The 21,861-nt window shown below is 63.5% G+C and carries 23 protein-coding genes; 11 read left to right on the top strand and 12 right to left on the bottom strand.

Annotation, left to right across the window (positions count from 1 at the left end):
* Nucleotides 1–131: 131 nt before the first annotated feature.
* The 6 genes from RAD10_RS04500 to hemJ form a co-directional block, all read right to left on the bottom strand.
* Entirely contained in the window at nucleotides 132–998 is an 867-nt protein-coding gene (locus RAD10_RS04500) for a ParA family protein (protein ID WP_461616470.1), read from the bottom strand.
* Nucleotides 999–1,028: 30 nt separating this feature from the next.
* Entirely contained in the window at nucleotides 1,029–1,661 is a 633-nt protein-coding gene (gene rsmG, locus RAD10_RS04495; RefSeq protein WP_461616586.1) for a 16S rRNA (guanine(527)-N(7))-methyltransferase RsmG, read from the bottom strand.
* Between the two features lie 150 nt (nucleotides 1,662–1,811).
* The gene (gene mnmG, locus RAD10_RS04490) at nucleotides 1,812–3,692 is read right to left on the bottom strand and encodes a tRNA uridine-5-carboxymethylaminomethyl(34) synthesis enzyme MnmG (RefSeq protein ID WP_461616469.1); all 1,881 of its coding nucleotides are present in this window, start codon (nucleotides 3,690–3,692) and stop codon (nucleotides 1,812–1,814) included.
* Between the two features lie 606 nt (nucleotides 3,693–4,298).
* A complete protein-coding gene (gene mnmE / locus RAD10_RS04485; protein ID WP_461616468.1) occupies nucleotides 4,299–5,648 on the bottom strand; it encodes a tRNA uridine-5-carboxymethylaminomethyl(34) synthesis GTPase MnmE in 1,350 nt (449 codons plus the stop codon).
* Between the two features lie 313 nt (nucleotides 5,649–5,961).
* The gene (gene rho, locus RAD10_RS04480) at nucleotides 5,962–7,227 is read right to left on the bottom strand and encodes a transcription termination factor Rho (RefSeq protein ID WP_008133567.1); all 1,266 of its coding nucleotides are present in this window, start codon (nucleotides 7,225–7,227) and stop codon (nucleotides 5,962–5,964) included.
* A gap of 247 nt (nucleotides 7,228–7,474) precedes the next feature.
* The gene (hemJ, locus tag RAD10_RS04475) at nucleotides 7,475–7,909 is read right to left on the bottom strand and encodes a protoporphyrinogen oxidase HemJ (RefSeq protein WP_461616467.1); all 435 of its coding nucleotides are present in this window, start codon (nucleotides 7,907–7,909) and stop codon (nucleotides 7,475–7,477) included.
* Nucleotides 7,910–8,368: 459 nt separating this feature from the next.
* Between hemJ and RAD10_RS04470 the strand changes: the two genes are divergently transcribed.
* The 4 genes from RAD10_RS04470 to dnaQ are packed head-to-tail and all read left to right on the top strand — an operon-like array spanning nucleotide 8,369 to nucleotide 11,217.
* On the top strand, nucleotides 8,369–9,208 hold the full coding sequence (locus tag RAD10_RS04470; protein WP_018323540.1) for a pyruvate, water dikinase regulatory protein: 840 nt from the start codon (nucleotides 8,369–8,371) through the stop codon (nucleotides 9,206–9,208).
* A gap of 8 nt (nucleotides 9,209–9,216) precedes the next feature.
* On the top strand, nucleotides 9,217–9,825 hold the full coding sequence (locus RAD10_RS04465; protein WP_461616466.1) for a Maf family nucleotide pyrophosphatase: 609 nt from the start codon (nucleotides 9,217–9,219) through the stop codon (nucleotides 9,823–9,825).
* Nucleotides 9,826–9,848: 23 nt separating this feature from the next.
* Nucleotides 9,849–10,448: a dephospho-CoA kinase gene (gene coaE / locus RAD10_RS04460; RefSeq protein WP_461616465.1), complete on the top strand. Its 600-nt coding sequence runs from the start codon at nucleotides 9,849–9,851 to the stop codon at nucleotides 10,446–10,448.
* Nucleotides 10,449–10,503: 55 nt separating this feature from the next.
* Entirely contained in the window at nucleotides 10,504–11,217 is a 714-nt protein-coding gene (gene dnaQ, locus RAD10_RS04455) for a DNA polymerase III subunit epsilon (protein ID WP_461616464.1), read from the top strand.
* Here dnaQ and secB read toward each other — a convergent pair.
* The gene (secB, locus tag RAD10_RS04450) at nucleotides 11,214–11,696 is read right to left on the bottom strand and encodes a protein-export chaperone SecB (protein WP_091965356.1); all 483 of its coding nucleotides are present in this window, start codon (nucleotides 11,694–11,696) and stop codon (nucleotides 11,214–11,216) included. The two genes, dnaQ and secB, sit on opposite strands and share 4 nt — an antisense overlap.
* Before the next feature lie 411 nt (nucleotides 11,697–12,107).
* Between secB and RAD10_RS04445 the strand changes: the two genes are divergently transcribed.
* From RAD10_RS04445 to RAD10_RS04435, 3 genes are read left to right on the top strand one after another with little or no spacing between them, the layout of a single operon-like run.
* Entirely contained in the window at nucleotides 12,108–12,815 is a 708-nt protein-coding gene (locus tag RAD10_RS04445) for a Tim44/TimA family putative adaptor protein (protein ID WP_028139379.1), read from the top strand.
* Complete coding sequence (mltA, locus tag RAD10_RS04440; protein WP_461616463.1) at nucleotides 12,793–14,331, top strand: murein transglycosylase A; 1,539 nt, start codon at nucleotides 12,793–12,795, stop codon at nucleotides 14,329–14,331. Before RAD10_RS04445 ends, mltA begins: the two co-directional genes overlap by 23 nt.
* Entirely contained in the window at nucleotides 14,328–14,918 is a 591-nt protein-coding gene (locus tag RAD10_RS04435) for a Smr/MutS family protein (protein WP_461616462.1), read from the top strand. The genes mltA and RAD10_RS04435 overlap by 4 nt, the downstream gene beginning before the upstream one ends.
* On the opposite strand, the gene RAD10_RS04430 is transcribed toward RAD10_RS04435, so the two are convergent.
* From RAD10_RS04430 to hslV, 5 genes are read right to left on the bottom strand one after another with little or no spacing between them, the layout of a single operon-like run.
* Nucleotides 14,915–16,039, bottom strand: coding sequence for a hypothetical protein (locus RAD10_RS04430; protein WP_461616461.1), 1,125 nt, complete (start codon nucleotides 16,037–16,039; stop codon nucleotides 14,915–14,917). The two genes, RAD10_RS04435 and RAD10_RS04430, sit on opposite strands and share 4 nt — an antisense overlap.
* Nucleotides 16,040–16,067: 28 nt before the next feature.
* Entirely contained in the window at nucleotides 16,068–17,372 is a 1,305-nt protein-coding gene (gene hslU / locus RAD10_RS04425) for an ATP-dependent protease ATPase subunit HslU (RefSeq protein ID WP_104461915.1), read from the bottom strand.
* A 49-nt stretch (nucleotides 17,373–17,421) separates the two neighbouring features.
* A complete protein-coding gene (locus tag RAD10_RS04420; RefSeq protein ID WP_461616460.1) occupies nucleotides 17,422–18,039 on the bottom strand; it encodes a DUF2585 domain-containing protein in 618 nt (205 codons plus the stop codon).
* Complete coding sequence (locus tag RAD10_RS04415) at nucleotides 18,036–18,518, bottom strand: GNAT family N-acetyltransferase (protein WP_461616459.1); 483 nt, start codon at nucleotides 18,516–18,518, stop codon at nucleotides 18,036–18,038. The genes RAD10_RS04420 and RAD10_RS04415 overlap by 4 nt, the downstream gene beginning before the upstream one ends.
* Nucleotides 18,519–18,521: 3 nt before the next feature.
* Nucleotides 18,522–19,082 carry an ATP-dependent protease subunit HslV gene (gene hslV, locus RAD10_RS04410; RefSeq protein ID WP_018323528.1) on the bottom strand — a complete coding sequence of 187 codons (561 nt, stop codon included), beginning with the start codon at nucleotides 19,080–19,082 and terminating at the stop codon, nucleotides 18,522–18,524.
* 200 nt (nucleotides 19,083–19,282) lie between these two features.
* On the opposite strand from hslV, the gene hisB reads away from it, so the two are divergent.
* The 4 genes from hisB (at nucleotide 19,283) to hisA (ending at nucleotide 21,858) form a co-directional block, all read left to right on the top strand.
* Complete coding sequence (gene hisB, locus RAD10_RS04405) at nucleotides 19,283–19,876, top strand: imidazoleglycerol-phosphate dehydratase HisB (protein WP_018323527.1); 594 nt, start codon at nucleotides 19,283–19,285, stop codon at nucleotides 19,874–19,876.
* Nucleotides 19,877–19,940: 64 nt separating this feature from the next.
* Nucleotides 19,941–20,471 carry a DUF2628 domain-containing protein gene (locus tag RAD10_RS04400; RefSeq protein ID WP_461616458.1) on the top strand — a complete coding sequence of 177 codons (531 nt, stop codon included), beginning with the start codon at nucleotides 19,941–19,943 and terminating at the stop codon, nucleotides 20,469–20,471.
* The gene (gene hisH / locus RAD10_RS04395; RefSeq protein ID WP_461616457.1) at nucleotides 20,468–21,118 is read left to right on the top strand and encodes an imidazole glycerol phosphate synthase subunit HisH; all 651 of its coding nucleotides are present in this window, start codon (nucleotides 20,468–20,470) and stop codon (nucleotides 21,116–21,118) included. Before RAD10_RS04400 ends, hisH begins: the two co-directional genes overlap by 4 nt.
* Nucleotides 21,115–21,858: a 1-(5-phosphoribosyl)-5-[(5-phosphoribosylamino)methylideneamino]imidazole-4-carboxamide isomerase gene (gene hisA, locus RAD10_RS04390; RefSeq protein WP_461616585.1), complete on the top strand. Its 744-nt coding sequence runs from the start codon at nucleotides 21,115–21,117 to the stop codon at nucleotides 21,856–21,858. The genes hisH and hisA overlap by 4 nt, the downstream gene beginning before the upstream one ends.
* Nucleotides 21,859–21,861: the final 3 nt, after the last annotated feature.

The following is a 21,861-nucleotide window of genomic DNA, read 5'->3' as shown; positions in this document are numbered from 1 at the left end:
TCACGGTGCAGCACTCCAGAACTGAATTTCGAATCGTAGGGTGGGTTAGCGAAGCGTAACCCACCTCTTCTGTTTCCGCGGAGATAGACAGTGGTGGGTTACGCCTTCGGTTAACCCACCCTACGCCAGCGTCAATGCGTGACGCGCAGCTCACGCTCGCGCTGGATCACTTCGGTGGCGAGCCGCAGGTAAGCTTCGCTGCCGACGCATTTGAGATCGTAGACCAGCACCGGCTTGCCGTAGGACGGCGCCTCCGAGATGCGCACGTTGCGCGGGATCATGGTCTTGTAGACCTTCTCGCCCATGAACTGGCGGACGTCGGCGACGACCTGGTTGGAGAGGTTGTTGCGCGAGTCGAACATGGTCAGCACGATACCGTGGATCGACAGGTTCGGATTGAGCGTCGAGCGCACCTGCTCCACCGTCTGCAGCAATTGCGACAGACCTTCGAGCGCGAAGAACTCGCACTGCAGCGGCACCAGGATCGCGTCCGACGCAGCCATCGCGTTCACCGTGAGCAGGTTGAGCGAGGGCGGGCAGTCGATCAGCACATAGGTGTAGTCGGCATCCGGCGAGACGTTGTTGTTGAGCGCGCCGATGGCGTCGCGCAGCTTGAAGGCGCGGCCGGGCGTGGTGCCGAGTTCGAGCTCGAGGCCAGAGAGATCCATGGTCGAGGGCGCGATGTGCAGCCGCGGCACCGCGGTCGAGACCACGGCTTCACGCAGCGGGGCTTCGCCGATCAGCACGTCATAGGTCGAGCATGAGCGGTTGCGGCGATCGATGCCGAGACCGGTCGAGGCGTTGCCCTGCGGATCGAGATCGACGATCAGGACGCGCTCGCCGATCGCAGCGAGTGCCGTGCCGAGGTTGATCGCTGTGGTTGTTTTTCCCACTCCGCCCTTCTGATTCGCCAGCGCCAGGATGCGCGGATGGCCATGCGGCACCTCGCTGGTCGGTTCTTGGGTCTGCTCTGGCTGCGGCTCGTCAATCACGGTCATCGAAATTTCCCCACTCAACCCCTGAGCGCCTCAGCTGCGCCGTTCGGCGGCATCGAGCTCCACGATCCAGCCGTCGCCCGTGCGGCTTCGGTGGAGCCGAGGCTCGATATTCCAATATTTAGCGGCTTCGGTCAATTCAGCCTCTACATCTTGACCCTTGAGAAATAGCGCCTTTGCGCCCTGGCGCATCAGCGGCTCCGCAAAGCCGATGAGTTGATGTAGCGGAGCCAGCGCACGCGCGGTGACGCAATCGACGGGGCCGGTGATTCTATCCACATTATCCCCGATCTCAGCGAGATGTACGACTCCCGGAGATGCGGTGACGCGAATTGCTTCGCGCAAAAAGGCGGCCTTCTTGGCGATTCGCTCGACGAGATGGACGCTGGCGCCTGCGGTCCCGGCCATGGCACAGGCCAGAACAACGCCGGGAAAGCCGCCACCGCTGCCGAGGTCGGCCCAGCGCTTTGCGGCGGGCGCGAGATCGACGAGCTGGAGCGAGTCGGCGATGTGCCGGGTCCAGAGCTGCGGCAAGGTCGAGGGCGCGACCAGATTGGTCTTGGCCTGCCACTCCCGCAGCAGCGCGATGTAGCGGTCAAGCCGGGCTTCCGTTTCATGTGAAACGGGCGCGAGCTTGAGCGCCGCGATCTTGTCAGCGGCGATGATCGCATCAAGTGATTGATCGTTGGCGCTGGCCTTGTCGATCTTTGGTCCGGGCTGTGACGGCGCGGCTCGCCGTCCTGCCCCCTCGCCCGCCTCAGATCGTTGCGATGAAGATCTACCGCCTGCCGGCCCGCGTTGTTTCACGTGAAACGCCTATGCAATCGCTTTCGAGGTCTTGCGTGCTTCGCGCCGGAGATAGGCCGCGAGAATGCCGAGCGCTGCCGGCGTCATACCGTCGATCCGGCCAGCCTGCCCGACGGTGAACGGCCGCGCCTTCTCCAGCTTGGCCCGCACCTCGTTGGAGAGACCGGGGACCTGCTGGTAATCGACCTCCGACAGGACCATCCCCTCGTCGCGCCGGAAGGCCTCGACGTCGGCGCTCTGGCGCTCAAGGTAGACATCGTACTTGGCGTCGATCTCAAGATGGATGGCGATAACCGGATCGATGGCGGACAGCTCTGGCCAGATCGCGCGGACCTGGCTCCAGCCGATATCCGGATAGGCCATCAGCGAGAACGCCGACCGGCGCTGGCCATCCCGGTTCAGGGACAGTCCGTGCTTGATCGCCTCGTTCGGGGTGATCGCCAGCGACTTCGAGAGCGCCCTGGCCGCGTTGAGGGCGTCCATCTTGGCGCGATGATGCTGGGTCCGGGCATTCCCGACGCACCCCAAGGCGATGCCCTTCTCGGTCAGGCGCTGATCGGCATTGTCGGCCCGCAGCGTCAGGCGATACTCGGCCCTGGAAGTGAACATCCGATAGGGCTCGCTGATCCCGCGGGTCACGAGGTCGTCGATCATCACGCCGAGATAGCCGTCGGCGCGGTCGAACACGGTCAGTGCAGCCCCGCTCGCAGCCAGTGCCGCGTTCAGGCCAGCCACGATGCCCTGCCCGGCGGCCTCTTCATACCCGGTGGTGCCGTTGATCTGTCCGGCCAGGAACAGGCCGCGCAGACGCTTGGTCTGCAGGGTCGGATCGAGCTCGCGGGGATCGATGTGGTCGTACTCGATGGCATAGCCCGGGCGAACCATCTTCACTCGCTCCAGACCAGGGATGCTGGCGAGGATCGCGAGCTGGACCTCCTCTGGGAGCGAGGTCGAGATGCCGTTGGGATAGACCGTGTTGTCGTCGAGCCCTTCCGGCTCAAGGAAGATCTGATGGCCGTCGCGGTCGCCGAAGCGGACGATCTTGTCCTCGATCGACGGGCAATAGCGGGGACCAGAGCTCTTGATCTGGCCGGAATACATCGGCGAACGATGAACATTGGCCCGGATCACCTCATGGGTCGCAGCCGTCGTTCGGGTGATCCCGCACTGGATCTGCGGGGTCGTGATCCGCTCGGTCATCACCGAAAACGGCTCCGGCGGCTCGTCTCCGGGCTGCATTTCGACGGCCGACCAGTCGATCGTGGTGCCGTCCAGACGCGGCGGAGTGCCGGTCTTGAGCCGTCCAAGGGTGAAGCCGGCGCGCTCAAATGAAGCGGAAAGACCCATCGCGGGGGCTTCATCGACGCGGCCGGCCGGCCAGCTCTTCTCACCGAGATGAATGAGACCGCGGAGGAAGGTGCCCGTGGTGACAACCACAGCCCCTGCCCGAAGCTCCCGGCCGTCGGCCAGGCGCAGGCCGGTGACTCGGCCATTGGCCACGATTAGCTCGTCCGCCTCGCCCTCGATGACCGAGAGACCCTCAGTCTGCCGGATCGCGGCCTGCATTGCGGTCGCATAGAGCTTTCGATCTGCCTGGGCTCGAGGACCACGGACGGCGGGACCTTTGCGGCGATTGAGCACGCGAAACTGGATGCCGCCGGCGTCGCCCACGCGACCCATCAGACCGTCCAGCGCATCGACTTCGCGAACCAGATGGCCCTTGCCGAGGCCACCGATCGCGGGATTGCAGGACATCGCACCGATGGTGGAGAAACGATGCGTTACCAGCGCGGTCGTTGCGCCCATCCGTGCAGACGCGGCCGCGGCTTCACAGCCGGCGTGGCCGCCGCCAATCACGATGACGTCGAAGCTCTCTCGCTCTGTTCGCATGGCCGGACTTCTAACTCAGTGTCGGGAAACCCGGAAGAAGAAACTAGGGGAGCCGGATGTTTCACGTGAAACACCGGCCCAGGGCCGAACCGATTTCACGAAAACAACCCCATGCACAGTAGAACGGGCGTTGAAGTGTCTCGTGTTTCACGTGAGACGAAACGGAGTTCGTCAGCGAGGAGTAGCTCAGTTCGACGAAGACAACGACTTAACTAGGATTGCGTCGGCGCGGTAGATGCCTTTGACGAACAAGGCCTCGCCACCCGTCATTGCGAGCGTAGCGAAGCAATCCAGAATTCCCTCCCGCAGAAGCAGTCTGAATTGCTTCGTCGCAATGGCGAGGGCGGGTTTCAGCCCGAGCCGATCCTTGTACTCTCGGAGAGACTGGAACCTCCTTCGCCCCTGAGACCATGCCCTCGGCCAAGTAGTGTTTCACGTGAAACACCCAGGCGGGATCAGCACAGCGAAGTAGCAGAAGCCCGGATCGCGCTGCCTTATCGACTCGACTACGTGTTCCCCGATCGACGTAGGGCGAGCGAGCGATGGATGTTTCACGTGAAACACAAGGAATGGAACAAGCGCTAGTTCTACAATGAAGAACTAGCTCTACTTTCCAATGCAGAACTTTTGAAAGATGGCTCCGAGGACGTCTTCGACATCCACCCGGCCCAGCAACCGGCCCAAGGCGTAAGCGGCGGCGCGCAGCTCTTCGGCCGCAAGCTCCTCGCCGTCTTCTACAAGGTCCAGACTCCGGCGCAAGCTCTCTGACGTTCGGACCAACAGATCCCGCTGGCGAGCCCGGGTCACCAGCGCGCCCTCGGTGGTTCCGAAAAACTCCGAAGCGAATTTAACCAGCGCATCCACCAGTTCCGGGACACCATTCCCCCGACTCGCCGAGATTCCGAACTCGCGGGGCGGTACGACGCCCTCGCTCAGGTCAATCTTGTTGCGGACGATCCAGACCGGGCCACCGGACCGACCGCCCTCGCCGGACGTCCAAGACGATCTCATCGCACTGGGATCGACGTCCTGCTCCCCCTCCACCAGCCACAGCACGAGGTCGGCGTCCTCGGCCCGCGCTCGCGCGCGGCGCACGCCCTCCTGCTCGACCGGATCATCGGTCTCGCGAATGCCCGCGGTGTCGATCACAGTGACGGGATAGCCATCGAGATCGAGCTGGACTTCGATCACGTCGCGCGTCGTGCCGGCATGCGGCGAGACGATCGCGACCTCGCGGCGTGCGAGCTGATTCATCAGCGTCGACTTGCCGACATTGGGCTCGCCCGCGATCGCGACCACGAGGCCCTCGCGCAGACGTTCAGAATGTCCCTGTGCCGCAAGGACTTTTGTGATTTCGTCGTGCAGAGCCTTGATCGCTTTCACTGCCGGCGCCCTCAGCTCCGCCGGCACATCGCCCTCATCGGAAAAATCGATGCCGGCCTCGATCAGCGCCGAGGCCTCGATGATGCGCTCGCGCCAGTCGCGCGCGCGATCGCCGAGCAGCCCACGCAATTGCCGTAGCGCCTGGCGGCGCTGGCGATCGGTGTCGGCGTGGATGAGATCGTCGAGACCCTCGGCTTCGGTGAGATCGAGCTTGCCATTCTCGAAGGCGCGCCGCGTGAACTCGCCTGGCTCGGCGGCCCGAGTATTCGGAATTACAGAAATAACAGCAAACAGCGTGGCTAGCACAGCGCGGCCGCCATGAACGTGGAATTCGGCGACGTCCTCGCCGGTCGCGCTGGCCGGCCCCGGAAACCACAGCACGACCGCATCGTCGATCGGCTGGCCCAAGCCGTCACGAAGCAGCCGGCGGCTGGCCTGCCTCGGCGCCGGCAGCTTCCCCGCCAAGGTCGTCAACGCCAGGCCGGCCTGCGGACCCGAGACGCGCACCACGGCGATCGCACTCGGAGCCCGGCCGGACGACAGCGCAAAGATGGTCTGGTCTCGCGGATGCATGGCCTATTTGTCCGGCTCGCGCCGAAAAGGCAAACGGCCCATTCATGGACCGCGGCGGTCCGTTTTTGCTGCGCCTTTGCCGCAGCAAGTATCATATTGCAGCGCAGTATAGACCCGGCAGTTTGCTGCAAGAACCGCGCCGATCAAGGAAGGTCCGCCAGCAAATATCAAGCATTATATAGATATATCAACACCTTCGGAGAAGGTCGGACCTGCGCTTCGATACAGCTCCATGCTGCACCGTTGCCGCAGCAAAACCGCACAACGAAAAAGGGCGCCCGAAGGCGCCCTCTGATTTCATATTGCACTGCACTCAGGTGTTCATCGAATCGAAGAACTCCGAATTGCTCTTGGTCGAGCGCAGCTTGTCGAGCAGGAAGTCGATCGCGTCCATCGTGCCCATCGGATTGAGGATGCGGCGGAGCACGTACATCTTCTTGAGCACCTGCGGATCGGTGATGAGCTCCTCCTTGCGGGTGCCGGAGCGCGAGATGTCGATCGCCGGGAAGGTGCGCTTGTCCGAGACCTTGCGATCCAGGATCAGCTCCGAGTTACCGGTGCCCTTGAACTCTTCGAAGATAACTTCGTCCATGCGGCTGCCGGTATCGACCAGCGCGGTCGCGATGATGGTCAGCGAGCCGCCCTCCTCGATGTTACGGGCCGCACCGAAGAAGCGCTTCGGGCGCTGCAGCGCGTTGGCGTCGACACCGCCGGTCAACACCTTGCCGGATGACGGCACCACGGTGTTGTAGGCGCGGCCGAGGCGTGTGATCGAATCGAGCAGGATCACGACGTCGCGGCCGTGCTCGACCAGACGCTTGGCCTTTTCGATCACCATCTCGGCGACCTGGACGTGACGCACCGCCGGTTCGTCGAAGGTCGACGACACGACCTCGCCCTTCACCGAGCGCTGCATGTCCGTGACTTCTTCCGGACGCTCGTCGATCAACAGCACGATCAGGTAGCACTCGGGATGATTATGCGTGATCGAATGCGCGATGTTCTGCATCAGCACGGTTTTACCCGTGCGCGGCGGCGCAACGATCAAGGCGCGCTGGCCCTTGCCGATCGGCGCGACGATGTCGATCACGCGTGCAGAAAGGTCTTTCCGCGTCGGATCGTCGATCTCCATGCGGAAACGCTGATTCGGAAACAGCGGCGTGAGGTTGTCGAAATTGACCTTGTGCTTGGCCTTTTCCGGGTCCTCGAAATTGAGCGTGTTGACCTTCAGCAGCGCGAAGTAGCGCTCGCCCTCTTTCGGGCTGCGGATGTGGCCTTCGATGGTGTCGCCGGTGCGCAGGCCGAAACGGCGGATCTGCGACGGTGAAACGTAGATGTCATCCGGGCCCGGCAGATAATTCGCATCGGGCGAGCGGAGGAAGCCGAAGCCGTCGGAGAGAACCTCGACGACGCCCTGGCCGACAATATCGGTCTCGGCGAGCGCGAGCTGCTTGAGGATGGCGAACAGCAGCTCCTGCTTGCGCATGGTGCTGGCATTCTCGACCCCGTTCTCCTCCGCGAACGAGACGAGCTCGGCCGGCGTTTTGGACTTGAGGTCTTCGAGTTTAATTTCCCGCATTGGGGTGGTCCTGTGGGGTAACCTTGGGAGGGGTGCGAGGAGGCTCTGAAATGCGGACGTGAGAAGATAAGGTCCGCAGGTCTGGCAAGGTTAAGTGCCGATGAGGCTTCAAACCTGATGCGGTGTCCGGCCTCTGGAAAGCTCAGACACAACCACATCCGCCTGCGTTGGGTGGGATAGCGACAATATAGAAAATCGCTCCCTTCTCCGCAAGCCGAAGCGCTGAGCTAATCGTCGCGCGCCTCGCCTAGAACGGCTTCACGATCACCATGATGACGATGAAAATCATCAGAACGGTCGGCACCTCGTTGATAATTCTATAGAATTTCTGGGTTCGGGGGCGCCGGTCGGCGGCGAAATCCTTCAGCCAGCGGGAAAAAAAGCCGTGGACCGCCGACATCGCCAGGACCAGTGCCAGTTTTACGTGCAACCAGCCGAACGAGAACCAATGGCCGGACCAGGCGAGATAGAGCCCGGCGAGCCAGGTGACGATCATGGCCGGGTTGATGATGGCCTTGAGCAGCCGGCGTTCCATGATCTTGAACGTCTCGGACTGCTTCGAGCCGATTTCGGCCTCGCTGTGATAAACGAACAGCCGCGGCAGATAGAGCATGCCCGCCATCCAGGCGATGACGGCGATCACGTGCAGCGCCTTGATCCAGAGATAGACGTCTTCAAACATTTTCTGCTTCCGGATTTCTGACCCAGCCGAGGGAACGCTGGGGATAGTAAGAACTCGTTAAGGTCTTGCCTGCACACATATCCGTCCGTAGCGCCTTCCTCAAATCTAGAATCTTAGATTCTTAAGGTTTGAGTCTATGTGACCGTGGATTGGACTCACACAATTCCGTCCGCGCGTTCACGCGCGCTTGTTCACATCCATCAACATATCCCTGATCGCTCTGGCGACTTGCGATAAGTCGGCCAGCTTCAAAGGCTTGCGCCTTTCTGTCGGCAGCTTATCAAGGGGGTTGTCCGCGCAATCCCGTTTCCCTGCAGCGAGGGCGCCGGACTTGTCCTGACGGGCAGCGGTGTGAAGAAAATTGGCACTTGTCCCGCCCCTGGTGTCGCGCAACCCTTTCCGAGGGGTTAAGCTCCACAGAAATCCACAAACCACCCCGCCTTCATCCAAAGAGTTTTCGTGCCAACCTCGAACAATTATTTCCATCTGCACCTCGTGTCCGACTCCACCGGCGAGACGCTGATCACCGTGGCACGGGCGGTTGCGGCCCAATACGCCAACGTCACCCCGGTCGAGCACGTCTATCCGCTGGTGCGCAGCCAGAAGCAGCTCGACCGCGTGCTCGACGAGATCGAGGAAGCACCGGGGATCGTGCTGTTCACGCTGCTGGAGAAGGATCTGGTCTCCAGGCTCGAGGACAAGTGCAAGGAGATCAATGTTCCGAGCCTGTCGATCATCGGCCCGGTGATGCAGCTGTTCGAAGCCTATCTCGGGGCTGCGACCACCGGCCGCGTCGGCGCCCAGCACGTCCTCAATGCGGAATATTTCAAGCGCATCGATGCGCTGAACTACACCATGATCCATGACGATGGTCAGCATGTCGAAGGCCTCGACGATGCCGACGTGGTGCTGGTTGGTGTGTCCCGCACTTCCAAGACGCCGACGTCGATTTATTTGGCCAATCGCGGCATCCGCACCGCCAACGTGCCACTGGTTCCCGGCATTCCGGTGCCCTCGCAATTGGAGACGCTAACGCGGCCGCTGGTCGTCAGCCTGCACGCGACGCCGGAACGCCTGATCCAGATCCGTCAGAATCGCCTGCTCTCGATGGGAACCGATTCCGGCAACGACACCTATACCGACAGGCAGTCGGTCACCGAGGAAGTTGCGTTCGCTCGCAAGCTCAGCGCCAAGCATGATTGGCCACTGCTGGACGTCACGCGACGCTCGATTGAGGAAACCGCGGCGGCGATCATGAAGCTTTATAGCGACCGCCAGCGCAACCGGCCTTCCGGATAGTTTTCGCGATGGGTCTGTGGCTCGGCAAATCTCCGTTGATCCTGGCTTCGCAGAGCAGCGCCCGAAAAATGCTGCTGGCCAATGCCGGGCTGGAGTTCAAGGCTATTACCGCCGATATCGACGAGCGCGGTATTCAATTAGCTTCAGCGCTTTCAAATCCGCGCGAGATCGCACTGCTGCTGGCGCGCGAAAAGGCCAAGGCGATCTCGGCCAATCATCCCGGGAGCTACGTGATCGGCGCCGATCAGACACTGGCTCTTGGCAATCGTCTTTTCAACAAGCCCGCGGGCCGTCCGCAGGCATTGGCGCAATTGCGCGATCTCGCCGGCAACAGCCATGAGCTGAATTCCGCCGTGGCCCTGGCGCATGACGGCAAGATTGTTTTCGAAGACGTCGCGGTCGCACGTATGACCATGCGCGAGATGACCGAGGACGAGCTTTCAGCCTATCTGGACGCTGCCGGCGACGCCGTCACCACCAGCGTCGGCGCCTATCAGCTGGAAAGCCTGGGCATCCATCTGTTCGAGCGGATCGAGGGCGATCATTTCACCATTCTCGGCCTGCCGCTGCTGCCGCTGCTTGCGTTCTTGCGACGTGAACGGCTAGTTGCGGTGTGAATGACAGACAGGGCTGAGCGCTGATGCGGATCCTGGGACTGACCGGCTCGATCGGGATGGGAAAATCCACCACTGCGAAACTGTTCGCGGAGGCCGGTGTGCCCGTCTACGACGCCGATGCTGCCGTGCATCAGCTCTATGAGCGCGAAGCGGCTCCCGCGATCGAGGCCGCCTTTCCCGGCACCACCGTGAACGGCAAGGTCGATCGGCCAAAATTGTCGGCGCGCGTGGTGCACGATCCGGCCGCCATCAAGCAGCTCGAGCAGATCGTCCATCCGATGCTCGGCGCGTCCCGGCAAAGATTCTTCGCCGCGGCGGAAGCCGCCAAGGCGCCGGTCGTGGTGCTGGACATCCCGCTGCTGTTCGAGACCGGCGGCGAGAAGCGCGTCGACGCCGTGGTCGTGGTCTCGACCTCGCCGGAACTCCAGCGCGAGCGGGTGCTGGCGCGCGGCACCATGGACGAGGCCAAGCTCGACGCGATCATCGCCAAGCAGACGCCGGACGCCGAGAAGCGCAAGCGGGCCGATTTCGTGGTGGATACGTCACACGGACTTGACCCGGTGCGCGCGCAAATCGCCCACATCCTGGCCGAGGTCGTTAAGATGCCGCAGCGGCGGGCCTGATTCGCCGCCGCACACGGCTCTCAAGACGCTGCTCTCAAGCTACTGATCTCAAGACATGCGCGAAATTGTTCTCGATACCGAAACCACCGGCCTCGATCCGCTGCGCGGCGATCGTCTGGTCGAAATCGGCTGCGTCGAGATGCTCAATCGCATGCCGACGGGACAGACGTACCACGTCTATATTAACCCTGAACGGGACATGCCGGCGGAAGCCTTTGCGGTGCACGGGCTGTCGGCCGAATTTCTGTCGACCAAGCCGCTGTTCCACGAGGTCGTCGATGCGTTTCTGGAGTTCATCGGCGATGCGCCGCTGGTGATCCACAACGCCTCGTTCGACATCGGCTTCATCAATGCCGAGCTCGACAAGATCAAGCGTGCCGCGATTCCGCGCGAGCGTCTGGTCGATACGCTGCTGCTGGCGCGCCGCAAGCATCCCGGCGTGTCCAACCGGCTCGATGATCTCTGCTCGCGCTATGCGATCGACAATTCACACCGCACCAAGCACGGCGCGCTGCTGGACGCCGAGCTGCTGGCCGAGGTCTATGTCGATCTGGTCGGGGCACGGCAGTCGCAGCTGCTCCTGGCGTCGGACGCTCAGGAGATTCGCGTCAATGCGGCTGGCGATGCGCCGCGGCGGCAGCGGCTGGTGCCGCTCGCGTCGCGGGTTTCCGATGCCGAACGCGAGGCCCACAAGGCCTTCATCGCAACGCTCGGCGACAAGGCGATCTGGAACGAGTTTTTGCCCGCTCCAGCTCCTCCGGCTGGTTAGGCCTGGCCGCTCGGCTGAGCGGCCATTTGCCGCTCCATGTTCTGACGATAGAGGCCGACGAAGTCGACCGGATCCAGCATCAGGGGCGGGAACCCGCCGTCGCGCACGGCCGTCGCGATGATCTCGCGGGCGAACGGGAACAGCAGGCGCGGGCACTCGATCATGACCAGCGGATGCAGATTCTCCTTCGGCACGTTGGCGATACGGAACACGCCGGCATAGGCGAGCTCGAACGAGAACATGATCTTGCCCGCGGTCTCGGCCTTGCCTTCGACCGACAACGTCACCTCGAACTCATGTTCGCTGAGATTGTTAGCGCTGACATTGATCTGGATGTTGATCTGGGGGGGCTGGCTCTGCTGCTGGAGCGAGCTGGGCGCGTTCGGATTTTCGAACGAAAGGTCCTTGGTATATTGCGCCAGCACGTTGAGCTGGGGAGCCTGGGCCGCCTCGGGAGGGGTGCCGTTACCGTTGGTCATGAGAGTCTCTCCTTACCCGATTTGGGCTGAATTTCGCGGCGGTTGGCTAACATAGGGCCGCCTCATTCCACAAGGACGAACGGTCCCGGAGGCGGGATTCCGGCCGCGCCGCAACTGCCGCGTTCGTCCCGCCTTTTCCGTAAAACTGCGCCTTAAATGATTGAAGATGCGCGATTTCCGGGCAGGATCGGGTTTCCCCTTAAGCATAAAACGCGCTACACTCGGTGCTGTGCCAAAAGGCGCCATTGGCCGGGCAAGATTTCGTGCCTACATCCCACGGACCTGACGCGGACCTAAAATGGTGATGTAGACTTGCCGTTCCCGTATGGAACGGTCTACTGGCCGGATTGATTTTCCCGGCGACGACCCCAAGGCGAAGACCCAGAACAAAGACCAGAAAGCGAATCCGACGTGGACATCTACACCATCATCTTCCTGGCGCTGGCGGTCTTCATCTTTCTGCGGCTGCGCAGCGTGCTTGGGCAGCGTACCGGCAACGAGCGGCCGCCGTTCGATCGGACTGCCGCCCGCAACGCGCTCGGGGGTGCCCAGGACAACAACGTCGTGACCATGCCGGGCAAGGTGATCGACCAGGCCCCGCTGGCGCCGACGGCCGAGCCGACCCCGCCCTCCGATCGCTGGAAGGGCCTGACCGAGCCGGGCACCGCGCTGGCGCAGGGCCTTGATGCCATCGTCGACAAGGATGCCACGTTCGACCCGCGCCATTTCATCTCGGGCGCCCGCGGCGCCTACGAGATGATCGTGCTGGCCTTTGCCAATGGCGACCGCCGCGCGCTGCGCGACCTGTTGTCGTCGGACGTCTATGACAGCTTCGAGGCCGCGATCAAGGAACGCGAGAAGAACGAGCAGAAGACCGAGACCCGCTTCGTCTCGATCGACAAGGCCGAACTCGTCGGCGCCGAGCTGCGCGACCGTACCGCCCAGCTCACGATCCGCTTCGTCTCGCAGATGATCTCGGCCACCCGAGACAAGGCCGGCAACATCGTCGACGGCAGCGCCGACACGGTCGCCGACATCACCGACATCTGGACTTTCGCCCGCGACGTCACCTCTCGCGATCCGAACTGGAAGCTGGTTGGCACCGGAAGCGCGAATTAAGGTCTATCTGAAGACCGGCGCGACGGCGCTTTGCGCAGGTGTCGTCGTGCTGTCGTCGTTTTCGCTCGGCGCCGAGGCGGCGCGGCGCCACTATCGCAGCCATCACCATCATCCCCCGCAATTGCCTGCCGCTCCGCCGCGGGCCTTGCCCTATCCGCAGCTCCTGCTGCCGTTCGAAATTCCGGGCGCGCAATATCTGCCGCTGGCCTGGGCGGACGTGAAGGGCTGGAGCGATGACAATCATCTCGCGGCGTACAAGACGTTCCGCGCCAGCTGCAAGCCGATCAATGCGCAGACCGGCGCAGCCGAGCCGAAGGCCTTGGGAGGTTCGCTGAGTGAGCCTTGCCGGGCGGCAAAATCGCTCGAGCTCACCGACGACGCGAAAGCAAAGACCTTCTTCGAGGAGAATTTCGCGCCGCTGCGGATCTCGCGCCTCGGCGAGCCCGACGGTTTCGTCACCGGCTATTACGAGCCGGTGCTGGAGGGATCGCACACGCAGACCGAGGTCTACAATGTTCCGGTCTACCGCCGTCCCTCGAATCTGTTCGTGCGCGGCTACAAGCAGGATTCGGTGAGCCTGCCCAACAAGGGCCCGGTCTATCGCAAGATCGGCCGCCGCAAGCTGGTGCCCTATTACGACCGCGGCGAGATCGAGGACGGCAAGATCGCCGGCCGCGGGCTGGAGATCGCCTGGCTGAAGGATCCGACCGATCTGCTGTTCGCGCAGATCCAGGGTTCGGCGCGGATCAAGTTCGACGACGGCAGCTCGGTCCGGCTGAACTACGACGCCTATAACGGCTATCCCTACACCGCCGTCGGTCGCATCCTGATCGAGCGCGGCATCATTCCGAAGGAAGAGATGTCGATGCAGAAGATCAGGGAATGGATGACGCAGAATCCTGATGGCGCCAAGGAGCTGCGCCGCGCGAACCGCGCCTATATCTTCTTCCGCGAGGTCAACCTCTCCGACAAGGACGAGGCAGTGGGCGCGCAGGGCATTCCGCTGACGGCCGGGCGCTCGATCGCGGTCGACAAGGCGCTGCATGTCTACGGCACGCCGTTCTTCATTGAGGGCGAGCTGCCGATCGAGTCCGAACGCGCCAAGACGCCGTTCCATCGGCTGATGATCGCGCAAGATACCGGCTCGGCCATCATCGGCCCCGCGCGCGCCGATCTGTTTTTCGGCGCCGGTCAGGAAGCCGGCCGCGTCTCCGGACGCCTGCGCCATCCCATGCATTTCGTGATGCTGGTGCCGAAGGGCCTCGATCCCTCGGCACGCGGCGCGCGGCTGCCGGTGCCCGATCCGCGCCCCTCGGAGAAGATCGCCAAGCTGTTTCCGCAAACCGATCCCGGGAAGGGGACGGCGAAGCCGGCCGCTGCCGCCGGCGCCGCGGAAACCAAGAGCGACACCGTCGCCATCGCGGGTCCAGTCCCGTTGCCGGCGCCGCGTCCCGTGATCGAGCCCGCTTCCGAACCGCAGCGGCCGGTGAAGAAACGTCCCCATCGGCAGCAATGAAGCGATCGTCCCGTCCGCCCGTGCTGGAGCCTCGCCCCTCGCCGCGCCGCCGCGCGCTGAGCGAGGAGGAGCGCGCGCTGTGGGAGGTCGTTGCCAAACAGGTCAAGCCGCTGAGGAAGCACCGCGCGGCGAAGGCACATGTCGCTCCGCGCGCCGAGCCCTTGCCCGCAGCACCCGTCACGCGGCCTGCGTCATCACCACGGCCGGTTGCCGCTGCACCGGCGCCGCGCGCCGCAAAGCCGACCGTCCCGCCTTTGGCGCCGCTCGGCAAGCGCGAGCGCACAAAACTGTCGCGCGGCCGCAGCGAGATCGAGGCGCGGCTCGATCTGCACGGCATGACCCAGACGCGCGCGCATCGCGCCCTGACCGGATTCCTGCACCGCGCCCATCACGACGGCATGACCTTCGTGCTCGTCATCACCGGCAAGGGCCGCAGCGGCGGCGAAAGCGGCGTGCTGCGCCGCCTGGTGCCGGAATGGCTGAGCCTGCCGGAATTCCGCGCCTTCGTCGTCGGCTTCGAGACGGCGCATATCGGCCATGGCGGCGAGGGCGCGCTGTATGTGCGGATCAGGCGGGCGAGGTTTTAGAACGGCCGGATGATTCCGACGCGCGGGATCAGCGTGAGGATCAAGCCGAAGATATTCGTCTTCTGATCCTCTACCGGAATCAGCGACGCCTCGCGCGCGACCGGCAGCATCTTCACCGCATGCAGGATCAGGAACATGCAGACGGCCCAGTTCGAGATCCAGCGCGAATAGTCGAACACCATCGCAAACATCACGAGATAAGCGAGGCTGACGCCGATCAGTGCCGCGAGCACGAGGCGGCGGTGCGTCTCGCTTGCGAGAGCGCCGATCAGCTTGGCAAAATAGCGCCACAGCGGCGTGTGCAGCCAGATCAGCAGCGCGAACACGGGCACGCCGAGGACGTTGTGCGGCAGGCGCCCCCAGGTGTCCGAGACCTCCTTGGACAGCGGCTGGTACCAGATATAGGCGAATTGCAGCAGGTCGGTTCGCGAGGGATCGGCCATCCGGCTCTTCAGATAGGCGACGAAATCCGCTTCCGGGATCGGCATCGTTCCCAAAAATTGCGCCGCAAAGAACAGCACCGCGACGATGAGCAGGGCGACGATGCCGAAGGCGACATTGCCGCGATTGAGCCCGCAGGCGAGATAGTGTCTGATCACGACGATGGTGACGATCGTCGGCACATACATCAGCAGATGGATGTGATGGATCAGCACGAGAATGATCGAGAACAGCGCAGCCGTGGCCACGAACAGCAGAGACCTTGCCGGCATCAGCAAGAGGACGATTGCGAGCGCGCAGCCATAGATGTCGAAATGGCCGAGCGTGTGCATGAAGTTCTTCAGGAAGAACGGCGAGCCCGCGATGAAGACGAACAGCGGCAGCGTTTTCGCGGTGAAGCCAAAGCTCTTCTGAAACAGCCTTGCGTAAAGGGCCAGCGTCACCAGCCACGTCACCCCGCCGATCGCGAACACCGACCAGACCGGCACCTTGGCCGTGAACAGCGCGACGATCGCCCCGATCAGCGCGCGCTTGATGAAGCCGAAATGGTAGTCGACCACGAGGTGGATGTAGGGGACGTAAGGCGGCAGCTGGATCTTGTGAACGAACACGCCGACGATGACCGCGGCGTTGATCGCGAGTAGCAGGCGCCAGGGATTTTGCAGGATGGGTACGGTCACGCCGCATCAATAGCGTGACCGTCCAAAATTACAAAATGAACCGGCTCAAATCGGCGTTCTTGGCGAGATCACCGACGTGCTTCTGGACGAAATCCGCATCCACCTTGACGGTCTCGCCGCTGCGGTCGGGGGCGGTGAAGGAGATCTCGTCCAGCACCCGCTCCATCACGGTCTGCAGCCGCCGCGCGCCGATGTTCTCGACGGTGGAATTGACGGCGACCGCGACGTCGGCGAGCGCGTCGATGGCGCCGTCGGTGATGTCGAGCGTCACGCCCTCGGTCTGCATCAAGGCGACATATTGCTTGATCAGCGAGGCCTCGGGCTCTGTCAGGATGCGGCGCATGTCGTCGCGGGTCAGCGCCTGCAATTCGACGCGGATCGGCAGGCGGCCCTGCAATTCCGGCAGCAGGTCCGACGGCTTTGCGACGTGGAAGGCGCCCGACGCGATGAACAGGATGTGGTCGGTCTTGACCGCGCCGTGCTTGGTCGAGACCGTGGTGCCCTCGATCAAGGGCAACAGATCGCGCTGCACGCCCTCGCGCGAGACGTCGCCGGCGGCACGGCCCTCGCGCGCGCAGATCTTGTCGATCTCGTCGAGGAACACGATGCCGTTATTCTCGACCGCGTTGATCGCCTCCAGCGTCAGCTGATCGGTGTCCAGCAGCTTGTCGGATTCCTCGTTGACGAGGATCTCGTGCGAGCCCTCAACCGTCAGCCGCCGCGTCTTGCTGCGGCCCCCTAACTTGCCGAAGATGTCGCCGATCGAGATCGCGCCCATCTGCGCGCCCGGCATGCCCGGGATCTCGAACATCGGCATGCCGCTGCCGCCGCCTTGCGTCTCGATCTCGATTTCCTTGTCGTTGAGCTCGCCGGCACGCAGCTTCTTGCGGAAGGATTCACGCGTCGCAGGGCTGGCATTGGCACCGACCAGCGCATCGAGAACGCGCTCCTCGGCGGCGAGCTGCGCGCGAGCGTGCACGTCCTTGCGCTTCTTCTCGCGGACCTGGGCGATCGCGACCTCGACGAGATCGCGCACGATCTGCTCGACGTCGCGGCCGACATAACCGACCTCGGTGAACTTGGTCGCTTCCACCTTCAGGAACGGCGCATTGGCGAGCTTGGCGAGCCGCCGCGCGATTTCCGTCTTGCCGACGCCGGTGGGGCCGATCATCAGGATGTTCTTCGGCAGCACCTCTTCGCGCAGCGAGCCTTCAAGCTGCTGCCGGCGCCAGCGGTTGCGCAGCGCGATCGAGACGGCGCGCTTGGCGTCGGCCTGGCCGACGATGAAACGGTCGAGTTCGGAAACGATTTCGCGGGGAGAGAAGTCTGTCATGTCTGTCTAGCTAGGGCGGGAGGCGGTTAAGGACAAGTCGCTTTTTAGGTCAGATGATGGGCGGACCCGATTGCCATTGCTTCACTGCTTCGATCGGATGGATCAACATCAGGATATTGAGCGTCAGATTGTCGCGAATGTGCAGCGCCAGCATGATCTCGAAGGCGAGCCCGATCAGGACGGTCGCACTGACAGGCAGCGCGCGTGCGGCGAGGAACCCCAGCATCATGGCCAGATTGTCGGAGACCGAATTGACGATGCTGTCGCCGAAATAATCCAGCGAGATCGTGCCGGCGCGGTAGCGCTCGATGATGAAGGGCGAGTTCTCGACGATCTCCCAGGCGCCTTCGATCAGCATGGCGATGATCAGTCGAGCCGGCCAGGACAGAGACAGCAACGGCAATCGCGCGAACAGCAGCCAGGTGAGGCCATAGAACAGGAAGCCGTGCAGAACATGGGAAAAGGTGTACCAGTCGGCGATGTGCTGGGAGTTCTCCGAGCTGTTCACCACGCCGTGCCACAGCTTGACATAGCCGCAGGTGCAGATCGGCACCCGCCCCATGCCAAACAGGATCGCGGCCTGCAGCGCCAACAGCAACAGCGCGATGCCGGCCCAGGCGAGCGGCGGAAATGCCGTCTTGACGGTGGAGGTTGCGGCAAGCGTCATGGCTCTCGGATCATCAGGAGTGCGGGACCATCGGGCGTAACGATCTCGTGCTGCGGCACGAATCCAGCTTTCTCATAGGCACGAATTGCGCGCGGATTGGCGGGGCTGGGGTCGATCACGATGCGCGGCACGCCGCGGGCAAAGAGCTGGTCGATGAAAGCGCGGATGAAAGCCGAGCCGTGGCCGCATCCGAGCATGTCGGCCTCGCCGATGAACTGATCGAGGCCGCGGGTGCCCGCGGGCTGCGGGCCGAAGCTGACATGCCAATCGCCGATCTGGTAGCACTGCAGGTAGGCGAACGACCGGCCGTCAAGGCTGACGATGAACTGCGCCAAGTCAGGATGCTCGAGGTCGCCACCGACGAGCTCGAGCGTCTCCGGATCATGCCACCATTCGGCGACATGCGGCGCGTCCAGCCAGCGCCGGATCATCGGCAGATCGGCCGCGGTCATCGGGCGGAAGGTGTAGACGGGCGCCATGGCCTATCCCGCTGCCAGGCTCTCGATCGTCAAATTCCGGTTGGTGTAGACGCAGATGTCGGCGGCGATGTCGAGGGAGCGGCGGACGATGGTCTCGGCGTCCTTGTCGGTGTCGAGCAGGGCCCGGGCCGCCGCCAGCGCGTAATTGCCGCCGGAGCCGATCGCCATCACGCCGGCCTCGGGTTCGAGCACGTCGCCGGTGCCTGTCAGCACCAGGGAGACGTCTTTGTCGGCCACGATCATCATGGCCTCCAGCCGCCGCAAATAACGGTCGGTGCGCCAGTCCTTGGCCAGCTCGACCGCGGCCCGGGTCAGCTGCCCCGGGTATTGCTCGAGCTTGGCTTCCAACCGCTCAAAGAGCGTGAAGGCGTCGGCGGTCGCGCCGGCAAAGCCGCCGATCACGTCGCCCTTGCCGAGCTTGCGGACCTTCTTGGCGTTGGACTTGATCACGGTCTGGCCGATCGAGACCTGGCCATCGCCGCCGACCACCACTTTGCCGCCCTTGCGGACGGTCAAAATCGTGGTGCCGTGCCAGCCCGGCGAGCTGTTCTGGGAATCCTGCATGAAGTACCTCGTTGTCCGGCCTGATTTAGGCGGTCGGAGGCAAGGGGACAACCTGGGCACAACGGGCCGCTCCGGCCCCAATTCGCTCACCATAGGTGGAAGTGCCGGCCAGCCAAGGCGATCCCGCGGTAGCGAAGGCGTCATTTGGCTGTTAAAAGACCGGCGTTTTCGGCCCCGAGCCAGGATGAGAGCCAGTTTCAATGCGCACCGCGACGATCAAGCGCAAGACCAAGGAAACCGACATCGAGGTCTCCGTGAACCTCGATGGCACCGGCGTGGCCAATATCGCGACCGGCATCGGCTTTTTCGACCATATGCTCGATCTCCTCGCCCGCCATTCCCGCATCGACCTCACGGTCAAGGCCGTGGGCGATTTGCACATTGATTACCACCATACCACCGAAGACACCGGCATCGCGCTCGGCCAGGCGGTCAAGCAGGCGCTCGGCAACATGGCGGGCATCACCCGCTATGCCGGCGTCCACATGCCGATGGACGAGACGCTGTCGCGCGTGGTCATCGACATCTCGGGCCGCCCGTTCCTGGTGTTCAAGGCCGACTTCCCCCGCGACAAGATCGGCGAGTTCGACACCGAGCTGGTGCGCGAGTGGTTCCAGGCCTTCGCCATGAACGCCGGCGTGACTCTCCACGTCGAGACCCTATATGGCGATAACAGCCACCATATCGCCGAGTCCTGCTTCAAGGGCCTGGCGCGGGCGCTGCGCACCGCGGTCGCGATCGATCCGAAAGCGGCGGGAGAAATCCCGTCCACCAAGGGCTCGCTCGGCGGCTGACCTCTTCGGCTAGCGGCATGCGCCGCTTGCGGCATCACTGAATTCCTAGGAACGGGGCATCACCATGCCTGTCTACACAGTTCATGCTCCCTCCCCTGCCGGAGCCGATTTGCGCGCGACCGACAAGTTCGTGTTCGTGCGCGACGGATTCCATTTCTGGGCGATGATCCTCGGTCCGTTCTGGCTGCTGTGGAATCGGCTGTGGCTGGCGCTGATCGGCTGGGTGGTTTTCGTCGCAGCGTTCAACGCCGGACTGTCGAGCCTCGGCGTCGGACGCGGCTCGATCTTCTTCGCCGATCTCATCGTCGCGCTGCTGATGGGCTTCGAGGCCTCGAGCCTGCGTCGCTGGACGCTGTCGCGCGGCAAATGGCGACAGCTCGACGTGGTGGTTGGCGATGACGAGGACACCGCCGAGCGTCGCTTCTTCGAGCGCTGGAGCCAGAAGCAGCACGGCATCGTCAACGATCAATGGGCCGTCGATCGCGGCGGCCCGCCGCCGACCCGCAGCGTGCCGGGTCAGCAATTCTCTAACCCGCCGCCGATTCCGGCCGGCGGCATCATCGGGTTGTTTCCAGAACCGGGAGGGTCAAGATGAGCGTCGCCATCATCGATTACGGTTCCGGTAATCTGCATTCCGCCGCCAAAGCCTTCGAGCGCGCCGCGCGCAGCCTCGAAAATCCGCAGAAGGTTTTCGTCACCAGCGATCCCGATCAGGCCTACGAGGCTGACCGTCTGGTGCTGCCGGGCGTCGGCGCCTTCGCCGATTGCCGGCGCGGGCTCGACGCCGTCAACGGCATGGTCGAGGCGATCACCGAAGCGGTGCGCGTCAAGGCGCGGCCGTTCTTCGGCATTTGCGTCGGCATGCAGCTGATGGCGACCCGTGGCAAGGAGCACGTCACGACCGATGGCCTGAACTGGATCGGCGGCGACGTCGAGAAGATCACGCCGCGCGACGAGAGCCTGAAGATCCCGCACATGGGATGGAACACGCTCGACGTGCTGCAGGAACATCCGGTGCTGAACAAGCTGCCGCTCGGCCCCAAGGGCCAGCACGCTTATTTCGTGCACTCCTACCACCTCAATGCGGTCAACGAGGCGGACGTGCTCGCGCGCGCCGACTACGGCGGGGCGGTCACCGCGATCGTCGGCAAGGACACCGCGATCGGCACCCAATTCCACCCCGAGAAGAGCCAGCGTTTTGGCCTCGCTCTGATCTCGAACTTTTTGCGATGGAAACCGTGATCCTCTTCCCTGCGATCGACCTCAAGAACGGCCAATGCGTGCGCCTCGAGCAAGGCGACATGGCGCGCGCGACCGTGTTCAACCTCAATCCGGCCGCGCAGGCGCAGAGCTTCGTCGAGCAGGGCTTTGAGTATCTCCATGTCGTCGATCTCGATGGCGCCTTTGCCGGCAAGCCGGTGAATGCCGAGGCCGTCGAGGCGATGCTGAAGACGATCAAGATTCCGGTGCAGCTCGGTGGCGGCATTCGCGATCTCGCGACCGTTGAAGCCTGGCTCGACAAGGGCATCACCCGCGTCATCATCGGCACCGCCGCGGTGCGCGATCCGGAACTGGTGAAGGCTGCGGCGAAGAAATTCCCCGGCCGTGTCGCGGTTGGGCTCGACGCCCGCGACGGCAAGGTCGCGGTCGAAGGCTGGGCCGAGACCTCGCAGGTGACGGTGCTGGAGATCGCAAAGCGCTTCGAGGATGCCGGCGTTGCCGCCATCATCTTCACCGACATCGCGCGCGACGGCCTGCTCAAGGGCCTGAACCTCGATGCGACCATTGCGCTGGCCGACGCCATCTCGATTCCCGTGATCGCCTCCGGCGGCCTCGCCTCGATCGAGGACGTGAAAGCCATGCTGACGCCGCGCGCGAAAAAGCTCGCGGGTGCGATCGCCGGCCGCGCGCTCTATGATGGCCGGCTCGATCCCGCCGCCGCCCTCACCTTGATCCGCAACGCGCGCGCGCCTGGGAGCTGACAC

Source organism: Bradyrhizobium sp. 23AC (genome assembly GCF_054863025.1).
This window is presented reverse-complemented; position numbering and strand designations above follow the sequence as displayed.